Source organism: Acidithiobacillus sp. IBUN Pt1247-S3, from assembly GCF_041146875.1.
Taxonomy (GTDB): Bacteria; Pseudomonadota; Gammaproteobacteria; order Acidithiobacillales; family Acidithiobacillaceae; genus Igneacidithiobacillus.
Map to the genome: position 1 here is coordinate 18034 of NZ_JBFRXP010000023.1, position 17813 is coordinate 35846.

Genomic DNA, 17813 nt, shown 5'->3' on the forward strand with positions numbered 1-17813 from the left:
AAAATCAGCAGGCATTACTGAAATCTGGCGGCGGTTTCAGGCGGGGGTCATATTCATCAATCTGATGATCTGGGTCATCGAGGGGAGGTAAGGGAGCGCTTGGCGTTGTTGCTTCTGGGTCGTAATGCTCCTTGCCGCCCGGCTGCGGCGCTTGCAGTTTGGCGGCATCCGCAGTGTTACCAAAGGCAGTAAACGGCGTCTGCATACGGAAAGTCGCCTCGGCCCGCAGGGGAAAGGTATTGAGCAGCCTATCGAGTGCGCCTTGTGGCCCCTCAATGGCGCCATTGCCGCCACGGTTTCCTCCGACCACGCTGCCCTTGTGCTGGTTATTGGGGTCGAAGCGGGCAAAGAGGCGGTCAACGAACGGCATAATCAGCGGCTGATGGTAGGTAACCCGGATCTTGAGCAAGTTTGCATCCTGCAGACGTAACTGGCCGTTGCTTCCGATCTGGGTCGAGCGATAGCCCAGGTGGTTTTCGGGAATGCCCCAGCCCCAGTTACCGTCCCGCCCCTGTTTTTGGCCGGTGGCATCATCCAGCGGCAATCGACCTGCCTCCTTGAAGTCCTGCACCGCCTCCCGAGTGGGGTTGAGGATGTCGATTTGCGCTTGAGCGGCCGCCAGCTTGGCGCGGGCATAGCCCTCCGCGTAGTCTCCGGCTCCCTGACCGTGGGTGTACAGGGGCGCGAGACCGCGCGCCAGACCATCGCGGATGGCGTCCAAGCTTCCGCCATGTAGGGCGCCGGCCCGGGCGGCGTCTTGGGTGGCCACCTCCAACTGCAGGCGGGCCTGATAAAGCAAACTGGTTTGCAGTGTTCCTAAAAACAACAACAGGACAGCGGGAGCGGCGATGAGAAATTCGACCGCGCCAGCACCTGCCTCCGGCGTCGCGACTATTTGTTGCGCCTGGCCCGGCGAATGCGCTGCTACCCAGTGTAGTTGTTGCCCAATCTGCAAGCGCTGGCGAGCAATGCTGCTCGGTGCCAGTTCCAATGCGCTGCGCGCACGTGCGCAGCGGGCAAAGGCCCAGGGCCGTAACTCGGCTTGCAAGCCGACAATTATGCCGTCGCCATCCAGCCAGACCAGATCGATAGCATGGCGCATTCCCCACATATGCACCGCGTTGCAGTGGGGAATAAGCAATCCCTCCTGCGCCTGTAAGGGTGGGCGTAAGAGCAGGCCCCGTAATCGCTGAAAAAAGCTGCTAGCAATGTTTGCCTGCGACCAGAGAATCTCCCGATTTCGCGTAATCGCGATCGACGTTCTCATGTAGCCACCTCCAGCACGTATTTTTGATAAATAACGAATGCGAGCACCATAAAGACGATCGGAAAAATAAACATCACCAACGGCGCAAGGAGTTTGACGGGCGCTTCCAGGGCTGCTTTTTCGGCACGCAGGAAGCGCTCTTCCCGACGCTGTTCGGCCTGGGCCTTGAGCACCGGGCCCACACTACCGCCGCGCTCTTCCGACTGAATGATGGCGGTAACCAGGCTGCGCACCTCGCTCAGGGCGATCCGCTCACCAAAGCGGCGAAAGGCCTCGATCCGCGGAATACCAGAGCGCAAATCGCGCAAAATCATGCGCAATTCGCTACGCAACGGACCCTCCGGACCCTTGTCGACTGCTACCTGAATGGCACCACCAAGATTGAGCCCACCTTCGACCATCAGGGTGATAAAATCCAGATAGACTGGCAGGTCACGAAGAATACGTTTTTTTCGTTTCTTTGCTTGTTCCACCAGCCAAAGATCGGGGTAGAAGCTTGCCAGCAGCATGCCCAATACGGCCATTTCCCAGCGAAAAATTCCCAATCCCAAATAGAGCCAGATGGAAAAAAACAAGACAGAAATTGCCGAGAGGATTTTTAGCGCAGCAAAATCGCGTGCAGTGATCAAAAATTGCAGACCAGCGCGTTGAATGCGGGGCGACGACCGCTCCACCAACGATTGCGGCAAAAAGACCACCATAGTCGAATCGATAAAACGTAGCAGCGGCCAGATACGCCGCAGCCCCTTGGGTAAAGGATCGAGATACTCGCGCGCAGAGGGCTCCACCATGGTCCACAGACGTTGTACGGTAACGATGGAAACCAATACCGCGACGCCGACCAACAAGCCGATGAAATAGAGCGCGCCGTTCCCAACGAACAAATTTATCCAAAGATTCGGGGAGCGTAAGAGCCAAAGCACCACAGCCGCCAGCACCAGCACCAGCGATATCGACGTGATCACCTGCCGAGCAGACAAGCCGCGCCAAGCTGAACTGCGAAGACCCATCATCTTACACCTCAATGTTGGTGATTTTGCGAATACCCCAGTACCCCAACACCTCCAGCACCAGGGCGATCGACAACACCGCCCAGCCCTGCAGGGAGTGGAACAGCTGGCCGGTTGCCTCCGGCTCGATGCGTAGCAATGCGAGCACGATCAGTCCCGGCAATGCGGTCATGACGATTCCCTGCAGCTTGCCCTGCGAAGTGAGGGCGCGGATCTTTTGTTCCATCATTAAGCGGCGGCGCACGGTTTCACCGAGCCGTTGCAGGGTGTCGGCAAGATTGCCGCCTACCTGACGGTTGATCCGCAGTGCCGAAACCACCAGCTCGAAGTCCTGTGAGCGCACGCGCTCGGCGAGATTGGCAAGGGCATCCTCAAAGCTGGTTCCCAGGCGTTGCTCGCGCACCACCAAAGACAGCTCATCGCGCATGGGCGCGCTGAGGTCCCGGGCGAGACCCTCTACGGTTTGCGTGAGATTGGCACCACCGCGCAAGGAGGATGCCATCATCAGCAGGGTGTCTGGCAGTTGGTCATGCAGGCGAAGAAAACGCCGCTGTTGCAAAAAGCGGAGAATGAGTCGCGGGGAGAACGCCACCGCCAATGCCGTCATGATGCCCACTACCATCGAAGCACTGAGCAGCCAGGCCACAATCGGAATCAATACCAGGGCCAGCAGATTGAGGCGCCAGAGCAATGCCGGGTCGGCAAAGATGAACATGTCGGCGAGGCTTTGACGAGTCTCAGCGGTAAACTTTTTCCTGCCCGTCTCTAAGGCCTTCTGCGTGGATCCGTAGACTAGGTAGAGAGAGGTCGCAACGAAGATAAAGACCAGCAACGCCAGCAAACCCTCAGTCGCGTCCATGCTCGGCCTCCAGGAAGATGCTGGTATCTACAGGCAGGCCGCGGGCCCGCATCTCCTCGTAAAACTCGGGGATGGATCCCGCACCGCGGAACTCACCACACACCTTACCATCGGGCCCAAAGCCGTTTTGCCGGTAGGCAAACAGCTCCTGCAACTGGATCACACCGCTTTCCGTACCGGTGACTTCAACAATGGCGCTAACCTTGCGCGAACCGCAGGAAAAGCGGGAGATCTGCACGATGATGTCAACAGCGGAAGCGACCTGCTCGCGAATTGCCGAGAGGGGCAAATCCATACCGGCCATCATCACCATCACCTCAAGGCGAGAGAGCATGTCGCGCGGGCTATTGGCGTGGGCAGTGGTGAGCGAACCATCATGTCCGGTATTCATGGCTTGCAGCATGTCGAGCGCCTCACCGCCTCGGCACTCGCCGACCACAATGCGGTCGGGGCGCATACGCAAGGCGTTACGCACCAGCTCGCGGATCGGAATAGCGCCCTTGCCTTCTACATTGGCTGGGCGTGCCTCCAGAGAGACCAGGTTGGGCTGATACAGGCGTAACTCCGCTGCGTCCTCAATGGTAACCACACGCTCGAACGACGGGATAAAATTGGAAAGAACGTTCAGCAACGTCGTCTTACCGGACCCAGTACCCCCGGAAATAATGACGTTTTTGCGCTGCATCACCGCCACGTTGAGAAATTCGGCCATACGCTGTTCAAGCGAGCCATACTGAATGAGGTCTTCCACCTGTAGGCGTTTTTTGCTGAACTTTCGGATGGTGATGTTGGCACCTTTTAGAGCCAGCGGTGGAATGACGGCATTCACACGCGAGCCATCGTGCAGGCGGGCATCTACCAAAGGCGAGGCCTCGTCAATGCGACGACCAATTGGCGCCACAATCCGGTCGATGATATTGCGCACTGCTTGCTCACTACTGAAAACTGCCGCCGCTGGCTCGAGACGCCCGCGCCGTTCCACAAAGACTTCGTCGTAGCGATTTACCATGATTTCGGTAATGCTCTCGTCGGCGAGGAGATCTTCGAGCGGCCCGAGGCCCACCGCTTCGTCCACAACCTCTTTTACCAGACGGTCGCGGTCCATCTCCGCAGGGAGACGCAGTCCGGACAAGACCTCCACAGCAATCTTCGTCACCACCTGCCGCAGTTCTTCGCGGTCCAGACTGGTAAGGTCCATACGGCGCAAATCCATCTGGCTGCGTACTCGCTCTTCCACCGCACTACGCCAACGCATCCAGGCGGGATCGACCATGGGACGTAAGTCGGGCTGTTCTGCTGCGGGAGTTAGGGCGTCCGCGCTGCCCGACGCAGGAGGCTCGGGCTCCGGCACAGCCGCTGCTGTCGCTGTGGGCGAAACCTCTTCCACCGCCGCTGCCAGCGGGAGTACCCGCATCCGCACGCCGCCAATCTCGACGGTGTCCTCGGGCGATAAAGGACCATACCAACGCACATGCTCACCATTCACCTGCACCGACGCCAGAGAACCAATCGCCTCCACCCAAGGACCATCCGCGCGCTTTGTGATCCGCGCGTGCTCCTTGCCCACTGCCCAGCCCTCGATACGCAACTGTGCATCTGGCGAGCGTCCGATCAGGCAACCGGCATCTGTGAGTTCGAGGTCCACCAGCCCCTGTTTCGGGTAATGTGCCTGAATTGTAAACATTCGAGATTCCTCAGGATTTTGGCATTGTGGTGGGCGAAGGCGTCAGCTTTGGAGTCTGCACAGGCGGCGTCCCCGTTGGCGGATACACGCCTTTTCCGCCCAGGGTTCGCTCGATTGCCTCGCGGGTCGGAGAGTCCTTGCCCAAGGTCTGGCGATACTCATCCTTCAAACGCACTGCCGCAGATACCTCGCGAACATTTTCGAGGCCGCCCGGATTCACAACCCGCGGTGTCACCAAAATTACTAGGTCCGTATTGCCAGACTGAAAATTGGTCGACTTGAATAGATTCCCCAGGATGGGGACATCCGCCAACCAGGGTAGCTTAGACACATTTTTGGCCGTTTTCGGATTTACGAGGCCAGAAATCACCATCGTTTGCCCATCCTGCACATTGATTTCCGCATCACTTTTCCGCACCAAAAAACCGGGCACTGTGAGTCCGTTAAGTATCACCGAAGTAGCGGGATCAATTTCGGATACCTCCGCTTTCACCTTCATAGAGATGTTATTGCTATCATCTACCTGCGGACTAAAATTCAACTGTATCCCGTAGTCCTTAAAAGTAACTGTCTGGAACGCCGCTGCACCGGTGGCCAACGCTTGCAAAATTGGCACCTGCCCGCCTGCCAGAAAATTTGTTGTACCACCACTGCGCGCACTGAGCTGCGGGTTGGCAATTTGCCAGGCGTCGCCATTGCTTAGGGCAAAATTGATCTTGGAAAGCATGCCGGTAATGATGCCAAAGTTCATCACGCCGCTAATCGGGCGGGCCAGATTGACCAAATCAATGGCGCCATCCAATCCAACCGGTGCAGGGGTAAGGCGCATACCCGATCCGGCAACAGCAGGCTGCGCCAAGTCACTGCCCAACGGCTGCACAGGAACGCTCCTAGGGCCGATAAAATCTTTTCCATAACCAACAAAAGGGCCAGAAATTTGCTTTTGCCAATCCACACCAAAATTCTCCAACAGCGTTTTCCGCACCTCGAGAACATTAACATCCAACCAAACCATTTTTTCCATTTTGAATGGCTCTTTATTGGCTATTACAATTGTCTTTTTCGGGTACAACAAACTCAGTGAATTGATCCGGTCGATTTGCTGCTGGGAGAGATTTTTTCCATCAATGACTATGTGATCACCTACTACCTGTACCGAGACCGGATTGACAACATTCCCACTAACGAGCGTGCGGATTTCTTCTGCCGCCCGCCCCACATCCTGTGGTGCCACCAGCACGCGATATGCTGCCTCTCCACCATCTTTGTACCAAACACGTAAACTGGTTTCGCCAGCTCCCTCTGCTAATAATAACAGCTCACGATTATCAACTACCGTAGTGCTCAAAACCTTGCCATTACCCACGGCCACTCGCTTTACTGCTTTACTGGGTATTACCTTCACCTGTCCGGCATAGAGGGAGATTCCAGGCTCGTCCTCGGCGGCCATTGCCATGCTGGAAAAACTGCAAAAGATCGCCAGCGCAAAAAAACGTGCACGCATAATTGTTTCCTTCATTATTTGGGCAATAGCTTAGGTATTCGGCATACGGGCAACATGGCCACCCGTGCCACCCACAATATATTCAATCGTGTCACTCACGCTCGTGAAATGACGCCGCGCACGCTCGTGAGTTCCCAGAATGTCTTTTATAGTAAATACCTTATTGATCTCCTTGCCCTGCGCGTTTGCAGGACGCAAGACCAATTGGAGTTCTCCCAGGCGTTTCGCCAAAGTCATTTTCTCAACCTGATCTGGGCTCAACTCCAAGGTAACCGTCGAAAAACTTTCTGGTCGCGAGCCTGCCGCCGGATCATCACTCACGCCGCTCTGCGAATCATCGGAAATTGTGCGCGTCCCAGTCGCCATTACCTTGATCCCACTATCCAGATATCGAACCGCGTCTTTGCTGGCAAGGTCGTCAGATGCGTCATTTTGTGGCGGCTTGTAAAACCACAATATATCGACTTTGTCGCCAGGCTGCAGCAAGCCATTGAGCGTACTCACATTATCTACCGTCATGGTGAGCGCCAGTTTGTCTGGCGCGATAATATCGGCAAGGGCGCGCTTACCACTGAGGTAGGATCTGAGAATCGGCTTCCCCTCCGTCAAGGGGATATTGATCCGATGTCCCACGTAGGTATCGAACTGTTCTGGTGTAATCACATCTGCCGGCGCGGTGTCGGCGGGAACCGCGCGCTTGGACACGACGGCATAGGAAAGCAACGCGCCCGGTGCCAAATTCTGCGTCGGCACCACCACATCAATCGTGCCCTGGTTAGAGCGCGCCAAGATACGTTCTATTGCATCGCGCTCTTTGGTTTTCAACGTCTGTACGGCAAGGTACGCGGCAACCAAACCCGCCAATATTGCCAGCGCCAGAACGATCCACGCCCGCAGGGGGCGAGCCCGCTTTTTCTGTACCGTGCCAGACTCTTCTGGAAATGGAGTTGCCACTTCAGCCCCCTCTTTTATAAATATAAAATGAATTTTTTCAATCCGGAATGGATAATGCCCGAGAGTAATCCTGATAAGCGTTGCCGATTGTGTGCACCAGCTGCGTGAGCACCGAAGGGCTCCCCGCGCTCGGATACGGTGCCAGCAGTACAATCACCACCACCAGGGTCACCACCAGATATTCGGCCATCGCCTGGCCCGCTTCTCTTTTGTTTTTCATCATCATTCCTATCGGTTTTGCCACACCATCACAATCTTTACTTGGGACGGCGCACCGGGCATAAACGCAATGTCTATGGACTGCCCCTTCTTGCGCAGCGACATAGCGCCCGGCCTACGGCTTAGCGCCTGCGCCAGTTTCCAGTCCCGGCTCTTTGCCGCATCCAGAAACCACTGCCGAAGTTGATCGGTATTGAGCGGGCTAACCACCTGCAGCACCCGTCCGCGCAGCCCCCCATCGGAGCTAACCAAATCGCTCACCGGCTGCGTACCATCAGGCAGCGGCAATGGTGCCGGGGCAACAGCCGCAGGCTTTTGATCGAGCGGCATAGTCGATAATATTCCGGTCGTGGTGCTGCCACGACCCTGCCAACGCAAGACCTGCGACCAACCCTCGCGTCGGCACTGCCACAGCCCCTCACTCCCCGAGTCCATTGCATGGAAGTCTGCTCCCGCGCTAGTGCAACTTTTCTGCATGGCAGTCTCGAGCTCCCTGGCCGGGAGAGCAGCTCGCACAGTCTGCACGTCCAGCGCTATGCCGTTCAGCTCCATATGCTCTGCCACCGGCGTAGCAACAGCGCCCTCGGGCAAAGTCCAAGCAGGCATGTCCTGCCCCAACGCCGCATGTGTGGCGGCGAGGCTGGCGATACAGCCGAGCAACAGCAGAATACGGTGGGTAATGATGCGCAAGGTTTACGGTCCTATATAACGCGGTATGTTTGGCCTGGGCTGTAGGCGATCGCCAAATTGCAGCTCCTGATCCACCGGCACCAAGGCACTGGGCTTAAACCGATCCGTCTCGGAAAAGAGCCCGCCCAACAGGAAAGCAGTTACCCGCAAAGCCAACATGGGCACTTTGATCGCATACTGCCCTAGGGTACGAGTAGCAACGATCTGTGGCGGATTTGCGAAATCCTGGGTGATCTTTTGGGCCTCAGCCGGTCCGTTGGCGGACCAGGGATCCGTAAGCACCGCCGCCTGGGCGCTGAAGGTCAAGTTCTGTGCTAGGCCAACCTCACGAAACATCCGTTGCGGAATGCCGTCGAGGGTTACCGACACCGTAGCCACGGTCGGACCGCTCATTTCGATGCCCAATCCGCGACCAAACTTCGCCGCAGCCAACGCGCTGCCCAGCAGGCCGCCCGCCATCGCGCTGCCTTCCTCCCGAGTCGCCAAGGTAATGTGCCTTTCACGCTCGGTCAGCAGTGGCTTCCCGTCATGCTTGTGGAGCAAGGGCTCGCTACTGGAACCTTGCGCCGCGCCGCTATTGTCTGCGGTGATTTTCTCGTTACGATCGCCAAAGTAGCGAACCGTGAGGTCCTGACGGAGTTCGTCGTCGCTGCGCTGGGCCGTCCATTGTCGGCCAGCAGGCGGCTGCGCGCGCCAAACCACACGCTCCCAGGCGGCATAACGCGCAGCTTCCACGGCGCGGTCTTGGGTAAACCCCCACTTGCCCGCATAGACCATTCCCAGAAACAAGGGCACCAAAACCGCCCCGGCCACTACCACCGTCTCTACCAATGCTTGCCCATCCTCACGCGTTTGCTTGGGTCGAGGCAAGATCTTGCAGCTCCTTACGGATGCTAGCACCTGATACACTCCACTACCCGACGAAGCATCTTGGCGCCTTTTCATCATTTGCCCCCAGTCATTCTGTCCCACCAATTCCGCAACTTCTGGTACTCCTCCGTGTGACCAAGCATCTGGGCGACCTTCTCGGTGTTGGGAAGTATCTCTTCATCCATCAACCGCCGAAACCACGGAGCATTTCGAATAACCTCTTTTCCCGTCGCTTCCGACTCCGCTTTCTCTTCTAAGGCAATCTGTTTTGTACTCTTTTTGGCGTCTAGCTGTACTTTCCCCAACAGATAACGCCGAGTATATTTCTCGGTGTCTTCTCCAAGCGGTATAGGGGCCATCTGTATTATACTCACATAATTGAGCATCTTGGGTGTAACCTTCTGGAATTTTCCATCCCGGGTCGTTTCACCATCGATAATCTGCAAGGCCATTTTATCAAAAATCACCTTGTGAATATCTTTTGGAGCATCAGGATCAGTTGCACCATTCGTATAACTCACAATAACGCCAATGTGATTACAAGGAAAATGGAAAACAAACGAATCCAAATCCGGATCTTGTCCGGGAGCCCTGGAATCCATCCGGTAACCGTTCGCCTCAATCATCGCTGTAATCGATTTTCGCAGAGTTGGCATGGGCAGCGTGGTTACAATGTCAAGCATACGATAAAATCCCTGCAACTTATCATAATTATACTCAGGCTTTTGATCTGCAAAAACGCCTGACATTTGCAATACTCTCCAATGCTCCAAGCCAAGCGGCGCAAATATCTGGTGATCCAAGAAGTATCTACCCTCTAAGGCGGCTGGATCCAATATTGGGAAATCATGAACACCATCTTGCCACTCGACCCCTTTGGGGATTGGCCACACGGAATCCATTGGATTCCCAGCACGCAGAGTTTCCGTAACAATGCGATCAAAATAGGCATTTGCGGCACCGACATTCTCCGGCGAGACGTAATTTTGGTCCCAAGTGTGCATAGCCTCCTTTTGATGGTTCAGCCACTTACTTACGTTATACCGGCACAACTGCTCCGCCTTGGGCCACGGGTCACCGCTCGGCGCGCTTTTCAACAGCGCCGTGACCGCACCTTGAGGTGCAGGGGCGGCCAAGGCAATGTTTGCAGACCAAAGCAAGAGGCCAAAAACCAACAAGGTGCGCAAACAGCACTGCATTTGCCTTCTCCTCATGGCAAGCCTTGCACCAAAGCCCGATCGGCAGGACTCATATCCACCAACCGCGCGGACCAAAATGGGCTGTACAGATTGGCGCGCTCGTCACGGCCATCGGCACGGGGCCAGAGGCTATCGGGGCGGCGAAAATAGACTTGTGCCTTGGCTGCCGCGCGAATGGCGTCATGCGCACCCTTGGTTTGCAACCGTAAGTCCGTCCATTCCGCCCTCTTCGGCGCAGCCTGGGAGATTCCCAAGGCGGTCACGGAGTCGCGCACTGCCGATACAGGATGCTCGACAACAACCAAATAGCTGGGTGCGTTGTCGGTATTGTCCGCCTGCCTGTCAACCAAATCCCGAAACGGGGCGATACCCGAAGATGCCCCGCGAGAACTGGGCCCCAAGGGAACGTCGGTGGAGATCTTGTCGGAGTACTCAGAAACCACCTGATTTGCGCCGCGCGCGTCATTGCTCCAGTTACCCTGGTAGACCGGCATGCTGCGCAAGGAGAGCTGTTTTTGATCGCCCAAATGATCAGGGTCAACCCAGGCCTGAGACCAGTTGTGCGATTCACTCTGGTAGTAGTAGAAGTTGTTGGTATCCGGTTTGGAAAATGCGCCGCCATAGGCCCAGGATCGATCAAACGTGGTTTTCCATCCGCCAAAGAGACCATATCGCCTAAATTGGATAAACGTATGTATGGTGTCCATACCAGACCATACATATCCGGAATCCGCATCGGCAGGATCCACCAGGGCCAATTGGCTACCGCCCTCCTTGCGCGTACCCCACTTAAATGGCGCCAAGCTCAACGCACTTGGGCGGGAAAGAGGAGAACCCAGCGACGTGGACCTGTCGCGCGTAAACGCATCACTACTCTCCATAATCAAACTGGCTTGCCGTGCGTAACTATCCCGCTTCATCTGACCACTACCCACACCACTCACGTAGTTACTGCGGGCTGATGCATAAGTCGCGCTAAGCGCCGCGGGAGAGACCAAACGGGCCTGCGGATCGTTTAGCTTGACCACCTGCTCCACCAATGGTCCGGCAAAGCCTTGGCCGTTGAGGAATAGCGCCCCATTGAAGGCTGCCTGCGCACCAGAGAATGCGGCATCGCTAGCGTTGGCCAGGGGCAGGTACGCCAAGGCATAGGACTGCGTGGAGTAGTCTGCGAGCTTGCCTTCGGTTTCGATGATTTGTTGCGCGATGGCAAACGCTTGTCCAATATATGGAATAGCTTTGAGGTACCCCAACACCAGGACAATATTATCCGCCGCGGATTTGGCATACCGCCCCCAAGAAAGCAAACTAACTGCCTGCCCAATCGCCGCCTCGTTGGCAATGGACGCGCGGTTGAGATAGGCATCCAGATTCATTTGCCGAGCCTGCATTTCCATCGCCGAAAAGGCTGCTGCATCGGCGGCATTTTGCACTTTCAATTTGGTTGCCGTCGCCTGCCCGGTGTTAAAAATCAGTAATAATCCCAGTACGGCAGCAGGAAGCAACAATAGGGAAAATAGCGCCGCCTGGCCGTTCTCAAGGCTTATGGCACACGCCCCAATCGTATTCCCACATCCTACATGTTTCGAACAATCCACAATATGCTCCCACCTATTTTCCGAAGCATCCGCACACCGACGCTTCGGAAAAGCGCCCCAAAGGAGCGCTGAAAAATGATTTATTGGATTATCCTAAACGTCAGTTTAGATCTTTAGCACTCGTATAATCTGACATCTTTCTATTCCTGGTCGCGGTTGAGGAAGCATTATCGGAAGCCCCCTGCGCTTTACTGACATCTCCGCTAGAATCTTTGCCAGCTAATTCGTGTGCGATGCCTGCCATCTGATGCCGCAGCGTCTGACCAAAGAAAGAAAATACTGCGATGGCGGAAATGGCTATCAGCGCAACGATAATCAGATATTCCGTCATTCCTTGGCCAGATTGACAAGCCTTTTTACGAACGAATTCCTGCTTCATAACATTCTCCCTAGAGTGACAACAAGAAAAAGATGGCGAAATTATCTTTTCGCTGGAAAAGCTATCGGAGACCTAATGCCCGAAAATTCCCGATACTGCACCCCACACTGCTTGCCCAACCTGGTAATTGACCGCGCCACGCGCTGCATCGGCTGCGGATTGCACCATCGTTTGCCCCTCTCTAGCGACGGGGTTATTCGCTACCCCGCCTGGATTGGCGGCATTATTGGTCTGATTGCCGCCCATCGAGGGTGCAGAACCCATGCTCGGCGCGGAGGCCATGCTGGGCGCTGCCGACCCTGCCATCGAAGCTTGCGCCATGTTGGGACTATCTGCTGCCACGGGCACAAAGCCAGGAGTGAGATTGACGACCTCCACGCGCCGATTTTGCGCGCGCCCCGCATCGCTATCGTTGCTCGCTGCCGGAACCGTGGCTCCCAAACCCCGAGTAGCAATACGGGAGGCAGGAATTCCTGAGCTGATCAGGGCGGTCTTAACCGCTACCGCACGATCCGCAGAAAGTTTTTGGTTGTAGGCCGAGGTACCGACATTGTCAGTGTGGCCGTCGAGGCCGATGCGCCAGTTGGGGTGCTGACGCAGGGTATCCGCGAGCTGCTGAATCCGTCCCCTAGCGTCGGGACGCAAGGTGGCGCGATTGAAGTCAAACGGGAGATGCATACTGAAACGCCCCTGACTTTGCAGCGCCTGGCCCATGTCCCTTGCATTGAGGGCTTCGGCACTACCCGTCACCATACCCGTTTGCATCGGCTTGGTCTGCACCGCATACACTTGCTCCTTAGATCCCGATGGCCTGCCCATGGAGGTGCTATCCGGCCCATTTACGCGGATGAAGACCCATGTTTGCACGCCATTGGGTGAGTCTAGACGCGCGGTGAGCATACGCCCGCCACCATCGCCGATAAAGGCGGTATACAGATGCGGTGCCGATGACCATATGGGGTTATAATCTAATACTTCACCGTGTCCACCATCAGCGTTACAGGCGTTGTTGGCGCACTGCCATAGAATAGAAAATCCCTCGCGTTGCAGCGTTTGTTCGTTGTTCCGCATGATCTCCAGGGGAGAACGATCATTGGGCGTTCTGTAATCAATAAAGACGACTTGGCCCTCTAATTTTTTAGACTGGAGCGGTTCCCCTCCTCTTTTGAACGGCCCGAGAGGCATGCTCACCTCGTCATAATGCGCCGTGTTATAGAGCAACATTTCCGAACCAGGATAGCGTCCCAAAAAGCTCAGATCAGTCCCAGGTTCAGCCGCCAACAAACTCTGCGATAGGGAAAGAAAGAAAGACGCAAAAAGTAACTTTTTGACCGGACGCTTCACAATGACACCTCGGTAAATAGATGGGAATTTCTCTGATAGACTTGCCACAAAGATTGCATCAATTCAGCACGATTTTTTGCACCAAAGATGCGACACAATCGCCATACGCGTGAATAAACCATACTGGCAGTGAGCTCCATCTGGGCGCTTATCTCTCGAGTGCTTTCACCCCGTAGTAGTCTTAGTGCAAGCCGTAAATCAGCAACCCCCAATTGCGGGACAAAGGGGATCATACGTTCCACACTATCGAGAACCTCACGCAATGCCTCTATAGGCTGCATAACAGGCTCTGCGAACCACACTTCGGCAGCAAGCCGGTAATTGGATGAAGTGAGTTTCCCGACAAACCACAGATGGGAGGGATTTACTTTTCGATGCCAGTCATTTTCGCCAGGTTCAGGATTATTGAGCCACGACAGGAAGGTACGCGGAACACCGCCCCAACGGGCTCTCGGATAACGCCACCACGGCGCTGCTTCTATGGCCCCAAAGCGCCCGATGCCAGACCGGTAGACCCTGATTTTTTGAAAAGTCTGCGCGTCAATTTGCACCGACCCCATAGAAAGTTTGTGTTCTGCAGGTATTCGCAGTTGCATTCTCTCGATGGGCTCTGCCCCTGCACACTCCTGCGCAGGGGCAAGAAGCCCTGGCCACGCTCTCGCCATTCGTTCGCTCCCTCATCGGCCACTGTGGGCCGCTTAGATGCCAATGAGGATAGCAAAGAATTGTTACAATTTCATGAATCTGGGAGAATTTTTTTAGTTGCACAAAAACAATTAGATGGCAGCACCATCAACAAAATCTCGAGACCATCCTACTAGCCTCCAGCACGCTCCCCGCGCAAAAAGGCCGGCGGCACCATCGCTGCCGCCTGCATGTCTGCGTGGTAGTAGTGCAGGCCACTCATCTGCTCGGCATCCCTGCGACGAAAGGCGTCACGCTCGATACCCTTGCGCGCCAGGGTAGCGCTCCACCAGCCGGATGGATAGGCAAACTGCGGGAAAAACACGCTATCTACCGAGTCGAAGCCTGCACCCTGCATACGCCGTTGGCATTGGCGGATGAGATCCGCGTGCAGCAATGGAGACTCCGACTGTGCAACCAAGACACCCTTATCCGCCAAGGCGCGGAAACACGCAGCGTAGAACTCTGGGCTGAAAAGACCCGCAGCGGGGCCGACCGGGTCGGTGGAGTCGACAATGATGACGTCGTAACTACCCGACTTGGCGTTCTCGGTCCAAGCAATGCCATCCTGAAAATGGAAACGCGCCCGTGGGTCGTCGTTGCGCTCGCACAGGAGCGGAAAGAAGCGCTCCGCCACGCGCGTAACGCGCTCGTCCAACTCCACCTGCTCTGCCAATTCCACCTCGGGATGACGCAGCACCTCGCGCAGGGTGCCACAATCCCCCCCGCCGATAATCAAAACCCGTTTGGGATCAGGATGCAGGAACAGCGCTGGATGGGTCATCATCTCATGATAGAGAAAGTTGTCGCGGTCGGTGAGCATGACCAGGCCATCCAGGGTCATGAGGGTACCAAAATGCTCGGTCTCGAAAATTTCGATCGTCTGATAGGGACTCTGCTCCCGGTGCAAGACCTCGCGCACCTTTAGACTCAGGGCGGCGCCGTGTTCTTCATACCGCTCGCTATACCAAAGCTCCGTACTCATCGAAATCCTCGTCGTTAGGAAGGGGTGGCGCGGTAAGTATAGTCAAGAAATAAAATTCAATCATCGATTCCCCAGGCCTCTTGGCGCTCGCGAATCCACTCTGCCAATTCTTTGGCGGGATGAAAGATGGGCAGCAGGCGGTGCGCCTCTTCTGCGGCTTGGCGCGCACGCCGTAACTGGCCGTGGTGCAGGTAGTAGCGCGCCAAATTCATATACGCCAAATGTTGGCGGTCAAAATGCTTGCTGCGCAGAGCCTTACGGATGGGGAACAGGGCTTCTTCTACGCGCCCGCTTTCCATGAGGTATTCCCCCAGGTCATTCCAGGCAACGCCCCATTCCGGGTCGAGGGCAATAGCCTTACGACAGGCGGCAATCGCCGCATGCACATCGCCGGATTCTGCGAGTGCCCAAGCATAGAAGGTCCAATACAGGGGAAGATCGTCCTGTGCATCCAGCGCCTTGCGAAAGGATTTGACGGCCTCGGCGAAGTGCCCAGTCTGCTGCCAATCGAGCCCCTCGGCAAAGTCCTCGTTACGCTCCGCCTCGTCCTGAATTTGCTCATCCAGGGAAAACGGCGGTTCCTGGGATGTTTTCATAGCTCCTCCAAGGGCCAGCGGGCGCGCGTCCGACACGGAAGCAATGCAGTACCGGCACCTGCCAAATGCGTGGCCCCGGCAAGGGCAATCATGGCTGCGTTGTCCGTGCTGTGACGAACACCAGGGAAGTGGATCTGCGCCAAGGGTGCAAGCCTTTCCTGCAAGCTGCTCCGCAACTGGCGATTGGCGCTTACTCCTCCGGCAACAATGAGTTGCGCGAACCCCGTTTGCCGCAAGGCACGGCGACACTTCTCCACCAGGGTATCGACAATAGACTGCTGAAAACTGGCAGCCAGATTCGCGCGTGCCAGCTGATCGTCGGCGGCCAGACGCTCGGCCTGCAAGCGAAACGCCGTCTTCAGGCCGCTAAAGCTAAAATCCAGTCCCGGCCGGTCGAGCATCGGCCTTGGCAAGGAGAAGCGCGTAGGATCGCCTTGTTCAGCCAGCGCTGCCAGCGCCGGGCCACCGGGATAGGGGAGGCCCAGGATCTTCGCTGCCTTGTCGAAGGCCTCGCCCGCAGCATCGTCCAGTGTATCGCCAAGCAACTCATACTGCCCAAACGCGCGCATCGCGATAAGCTGACTGTGGCCGCCAGATACCAACAGGGCGACGGCGGGTAGTGGCAAATCGCCATCGAGTAACGGAGCAAGAAGATGCCCCTCCAAATGGTGTACGGGGATCAGTGGCACCTGCCAAGCATATGCCAGCGCGCGGGCGAAGCTCACCCCTACCAGCAACGCGCCGATCAGGCCGGGTCCACTGGTGACAGCAACCGCATCGGCACGATCGAATCCACTTTGTTCCTGTAATTCCCTCCAGAGCCGCGGCAGGCGGCGTATGTGGTCGCGGGCAGCGAGCTCGGGGACAACGCCGCCATAGGGTGCATGGATTTCTGTCTGACTGAATAGGACTTCAGCGCGCAGGCCGACACCTATTTCGTAAAAGGCCAATCCGGTTTCGTCACAGGAGCTCTCCACCCCCAAAATCAGCTCAGGCACGCGCTTCTACTCCTTCTGCACGCGCCCGCAGCCGTTGCAATTCCAGCACGGAGAATCCTGCGGCAAGGCGTGCCTCTTCGGCAAAGTCGCCGCCTCCGCGGCCGCGATAGTGGCGATCCAGCAAGGTAAAAAAATGATTGTCTGGATCAAGATCTCGCTCAGCACAGAGCCAACGAAACCAGTACGATCCGGCGGCTACGTGCCCCACTTCCTCGCGCTCGATCACGGCCAATACCACATCAGCTTCCCAATCTCCGAGGGCTTGCAGCCGGGCACGGATCGCCGGGGTAGCATCCAGGCCACGCGCCTCCAAAACCCGCGGGACCAGGGCCATGCGTTTGAGCGGATCGTCGGCGGTCTCTAGGGCCATCTCCCATAGACCATTGTGGGCCGGGAGATCACCATAGTCGCCGTCCATGGCCAACAGCAATCGGCGCAGGGCAGAGAAGTGCTCCGCCTCTTCCTTGGCGATCCGCAGCCAGTCGGTATAGTACTGCACCGGCAATCCTGCGAAGGCACAGGCCGCATCCAAGGCAAGATTGATGGCATTAAACTCGATATGGGCGATGGCGTGTAACAGTGCAAAGCGCCCGTGGCGGGAGGCAAGATTGCGCCGCCGCGGCACATCTCGGGGCGCAACCAAGCGTAGCCGTGCAGGATGTCCGGGCTCCTCCGGCGTCGGACTCGCCATCCAGCCATGGGCATCATTGATCAAAGTAGGTAAGGCAAAGACTGCTGCCAACTTCGCCTCAATGGTGCATTCCAGTAATGCCGCGAGTACCTGTTGTTGCTGTGCATTCATGCAGCCATTATGGGGTGACTTGCACGCAATACCAAGAAAAAGCCCCATATCCGAAGATATGGGGCTTTTGGTATAGGCGTCTGGCGGTGACCGACTTTCGCGGGGGGAGGCCCCCCACTATCATAGGCGCGGCAGCGTTTCACGGTCCTGTTCGGGATGGGAAGGGGTGGT

The 17813-nt window shown here is 56.5% G+C and carries 18 protein-coding genes and 1 rRNA gene; all 19 read right to left on the reverse strand.

From position 1 onward, the window contains the following. Nucleotides 1-4: 4 nt before the first annotated feature. On the reverse strand, nt 5-1267 hold the full coding sequence (locus AB4090_RS13115) for a DUF192 domain-containing protein (RefSeq protein ID WP_369574338.1): 1263 nt from the start codon (nt 1265-1267) through the stop codon (nt 5-7). Further along, nucleotides 1264-2277, reverse strand: coding sequence for a type II secretion system F family protein (locus AB4090_RS13120; protein ID WP_369574339.1), 1014 nt, complete (start codon nt 2275-2277; stop codon nt 1264-1266). The genes AB4090_RS13115 and AB4090_RS13120 overlap by 4 nt, the downstream gene beginning before the upstream one ends. Before the next feature lie 4 nt (nt 2278-2281). Further along, entirely contained in the window at nt 2282-3136 is an 855-nt protein-coding gene (locus tag AB4090_RS13125) for a type II secretion system F family protein (RefSeq protein ID WP_369574340.1), read from the reverse strand. Next, nucleotides 3123-4820 carry an ATPase, T2SS/T4P/T4SS family gene (locus AB4090_RS13130; protein WP_369574341.1) on the reverse strand — a complete coding sequence of 566 codons (1698 nt, stop codon included), beginning with the start codon at nt 4818-4820 and terminating at the stop codon, nt 3123-3125. The genes AB4090_RS13125 and AB4090_RS13130 overlap by 14 nt, the downstream gene beginning before the upstream one ends. A 10-nt stretch (nt 4821-4830) precedes the next feature. Next, the gene (locus AB4090_RS13135) at nt 4831-6324 is read right to left on the reverse strand and encodes a type II and III secretion system protein family protein (RefSeq protein ID WP_369574342.1); all 1494 of its coding nucleotides are present in this window, start codon (nt 6322-6324) and stop codon (nt 4831-4833) included. A 30-nt stretch (nt 6325-6354) separates the two neighbouring features. Continuing rightward, the gene (gene cpaB / locus AB4090_RS13140; protein ID WP_369574343.1) at nt 6355-7278 is read right to left on the reverse strand and encodes a Flp pilus assembly protein CpaB; all 924 of its coding nucleotides are present in this window, start codon (nt 7276-7278) and stop codon (nt 6355-6357) included. Nucleotides 7279-7315: 37 nt separating this feature from the next. Then, a complete protein-coding gene (locus AB4090_RS13145; protein ID WP_369574344.1) occupies nt 7316-7498 on the reverse strand; it encodes a hypothetical protein in 183 nt (60 codons plus the stop codon). An 8-nt stretch (nt 7499-7506) separates the two neighbouring features. Further along, entirely contained in the window at nt 7507-8187 is a 681-nt protein-coding gene (locus tag AB4090_RS13150) for a hypothetical protein (RefSeq protein ID WP_369574345.1), read from the reverse strand. 3 nt (nt 8188-8190) lie between these two features. Then, the gene (locus tag AB4090_RS13155; protein ID WP_369574346.1) at nt 8191-9057 is read right to left on the reverse strand and encodes a TadE family protein; all 867 of its coding nucleotides are present in this window, start codon (nt 9055-9057) and stop codon (nt 8191-8193) included. A gap of 74 nt (nt 9058-9131) precedes the next feature. Then, on the reverse strand, nt 9132-10256 hold the full coding sequence (locus tag AB4090_RS13160; RefSeq protein ID WP_369574347.1) for a hypothetical protein: 1125 nt from the start codon (nt 10254-10256) through the stop codon (nt 9132-9134). Nucleotides 10257-10267: 11 nt separating this feature from the next. Next, nucleotides 10268-11854, reverse strand: coding sequence for a pilus assembly protein TadG-related protein (locus AB4090_RS13165; RefSeq protein WP_369574348.1), 1587 nt, complete (start codon nt 11852-11854; stop codon nt 10268-10270). A gap of 100 nt (nt 11855-11954) precedes the next feature. Continuing rightward, entirely contained in the window at nt 11955-12233 is a 279-nt protein-coding gene (locus AB4090_RS13170; protein ID WP_369574349.1) for a Flp family type IVb pilin, read from the reverse strand. A gap of 72 nt (nt 12234-12305) precedes the next feature. After that, nucleotides 12306-13304 (reverse strand): OmpA family protein, encoded by a 999-nt coding sequence (locus tag AB4090_RS13175; protein WP_369574350.1) that lies wholly within the window; start codon nt 13302-13304, stop codon nt 12306-12308. 269 nt (nt 13305-13573) lie between these two features. Beyond that, complete coding sequence (locus AB4090_RS13180) at nt 13574-14242, reverse strand: hypothetical protein (RefSeq protein WP_369574351.1); 669 nt, start codon at nt 14240-14242, stop codon at nt 13574-13576. Between the two features lie 152 nt (nt 14243-14394). Continuing rightward, nucleotides 14395-15246 carry a polyamine aminopropyltransferase gene (speE, locus tag AB4090_RS13185; RefSeq protein ID WP_369574352.1) on the reverse strand — a complete coding sequence of 284 codons (852 nt, stop codon included), beginning with the start codon at nt 15244-15246 and terminating at the stop codon, nt 14395-14397. 56 nt (nt 15247-15302) lie between these two features. Beyond that, nucleotides 15303-15842 (reverse strand): tetratricopeptide repeat protein, encoded by a 540-nt coding sequence (locus AB4090_RS13190; RefSeq protein ID WP_369574353.1) that lies wholly within the window; start codon nt 15840-15842, stop codon nt 15303-15305. Further along, on the reverse strand, nt 15839-16840 hold the full coding sequence (gene tsaD, locus AB4090_RS13195) for a tRNA (adenosine(37)-N6)-threonylcarbamoyltransferase complex transferase subunit TsaD (protein ID WP_369574354.1): 1002 nt from the start codon (nt 16838-16840) through the stop codon (nt 15839-15841). The genes AB4090_RS13190 and tsaD overlap by 4 nt, the downstream gene beginning before the upstream one ends. Further along, nucleotides 16833-17642 (reverse strand): ferritin-like domain-containing protein, encoded by an 810-nt coding sequence (locus AB4090_RS13200; RefSeq protein ID WP_369574355.1) that lies wholly within the window; start codon nt 17640-17642, stop codon nt 16833-16835. The genes tsaD and AB4090_RS13200 overlap by 8 nt, the downstream gene beginning before the upstream one ends. A 78-nt stretch (nt 17643-17720) precedes the next feature. Then, nucleotides 17721-17813, reverse strand: a 5S ribosomal RNA gene (gene rrf / locus AB4090_RS13205); the annotation flags it as partial.

Excerpts from the sequence above, each read along its gene's own strand:
- AB4090_RS13145 (WP_369574344.1), bottom strand. The coding sequence starts at position 7,498 with ATGAAAAACAAAAGAGAAGCGGGCCAGGCGATGGCCGAATATCTGGTG.
- AB4090_RS13130 (WP_369574341.1), bottom strand. The coding sequence starts at position 4,820 with ATGTTTACAATTCAGGCACATTACCCGAAACAGGGGCTGGTGGACCTC.
- AB4090_RS13200 (WP_369574355.1), bottom strand. The coding sequence starts at position 17,642 with ATGAATGCACAGCAACAACAGGTACTCGCGGCATTACTGGAATGCACC.
- AB4090_RS13190 (WP_369574353.1), bottom strand. The coding sequence starts at position 15,842 with ATGAAAACATCCCAGGAACCGCCGTTTTCCCTGGATGAGCAAATTCAG.
- AB4090_RS13175 (WP_369574350.1), bottom strand. The coding sequence starts at position 13,304 with ATGCGGAACAACGAACAAACGCTGCAACGCGAGGGATTTTCTATTCTA.
- AB4090_RS13135 (WP_369574342.1), bottom strand. The coding sequence starts at position 6,324 with ATGCGTGCACGTTTTTTTGCGCTGGCGATCTTTTGCAGTTTTTCCAGC.
- AB4090_RS13160 (WP_369574347.1), bottom strand. The coding sequence starts at position 10,256 with ATGCAGTGCTGTTTGCGCACCTTGTTGGTTTTTGGCCTCTTGCTTTGG.
- AB4090_RS13125 (WP_369574340.1), bottom strand. The coding sequence starts at position 3,136 with ATGGACGCGACTGAGGGTTTGCTGGCGTTGCTGGTCTTTATCTTCGTT.
- speE (WP_369574352.1), bottom strand. The coding sequence starts at position 15,246 with ATGAGTACGGAGCTTTGGTATAGCGAGCGGTATGAAGAACACGGCGCC.
- AB4090_RS13120 (WP_369574339.1), bottom strand. The coding sequence starts at position 2,277 with ATGGGTCTTCGCAGTTCAGCTTGGCGCGGCTTGTCTGCTCGGCAGGTG.
- AB4090_RS13170 (WP_369574349.1), bottom strand. The coding sequence starts at position 12,233 with ATGAAGCAGGAATTCGTTCGTAAAAAGGCTTGTCAATCTGGCCAAGGA.
- AB4090_RS13180 (WP_369574351.1), bottom strand. The coding sequence starts at position 14,242 with ATGGCGAGAGCGTGGCCAGGGCTTCTTGCCCCTGCGCAGGAGTGTGCA.
- AB4090_RS13115 (WP_369574338.1), bottom strand. The coding sequence starts at position 1,267 with ATGAGAACGTCGATCGCGATTACGCGAAATCGGGAGATTCTCTGGTCG.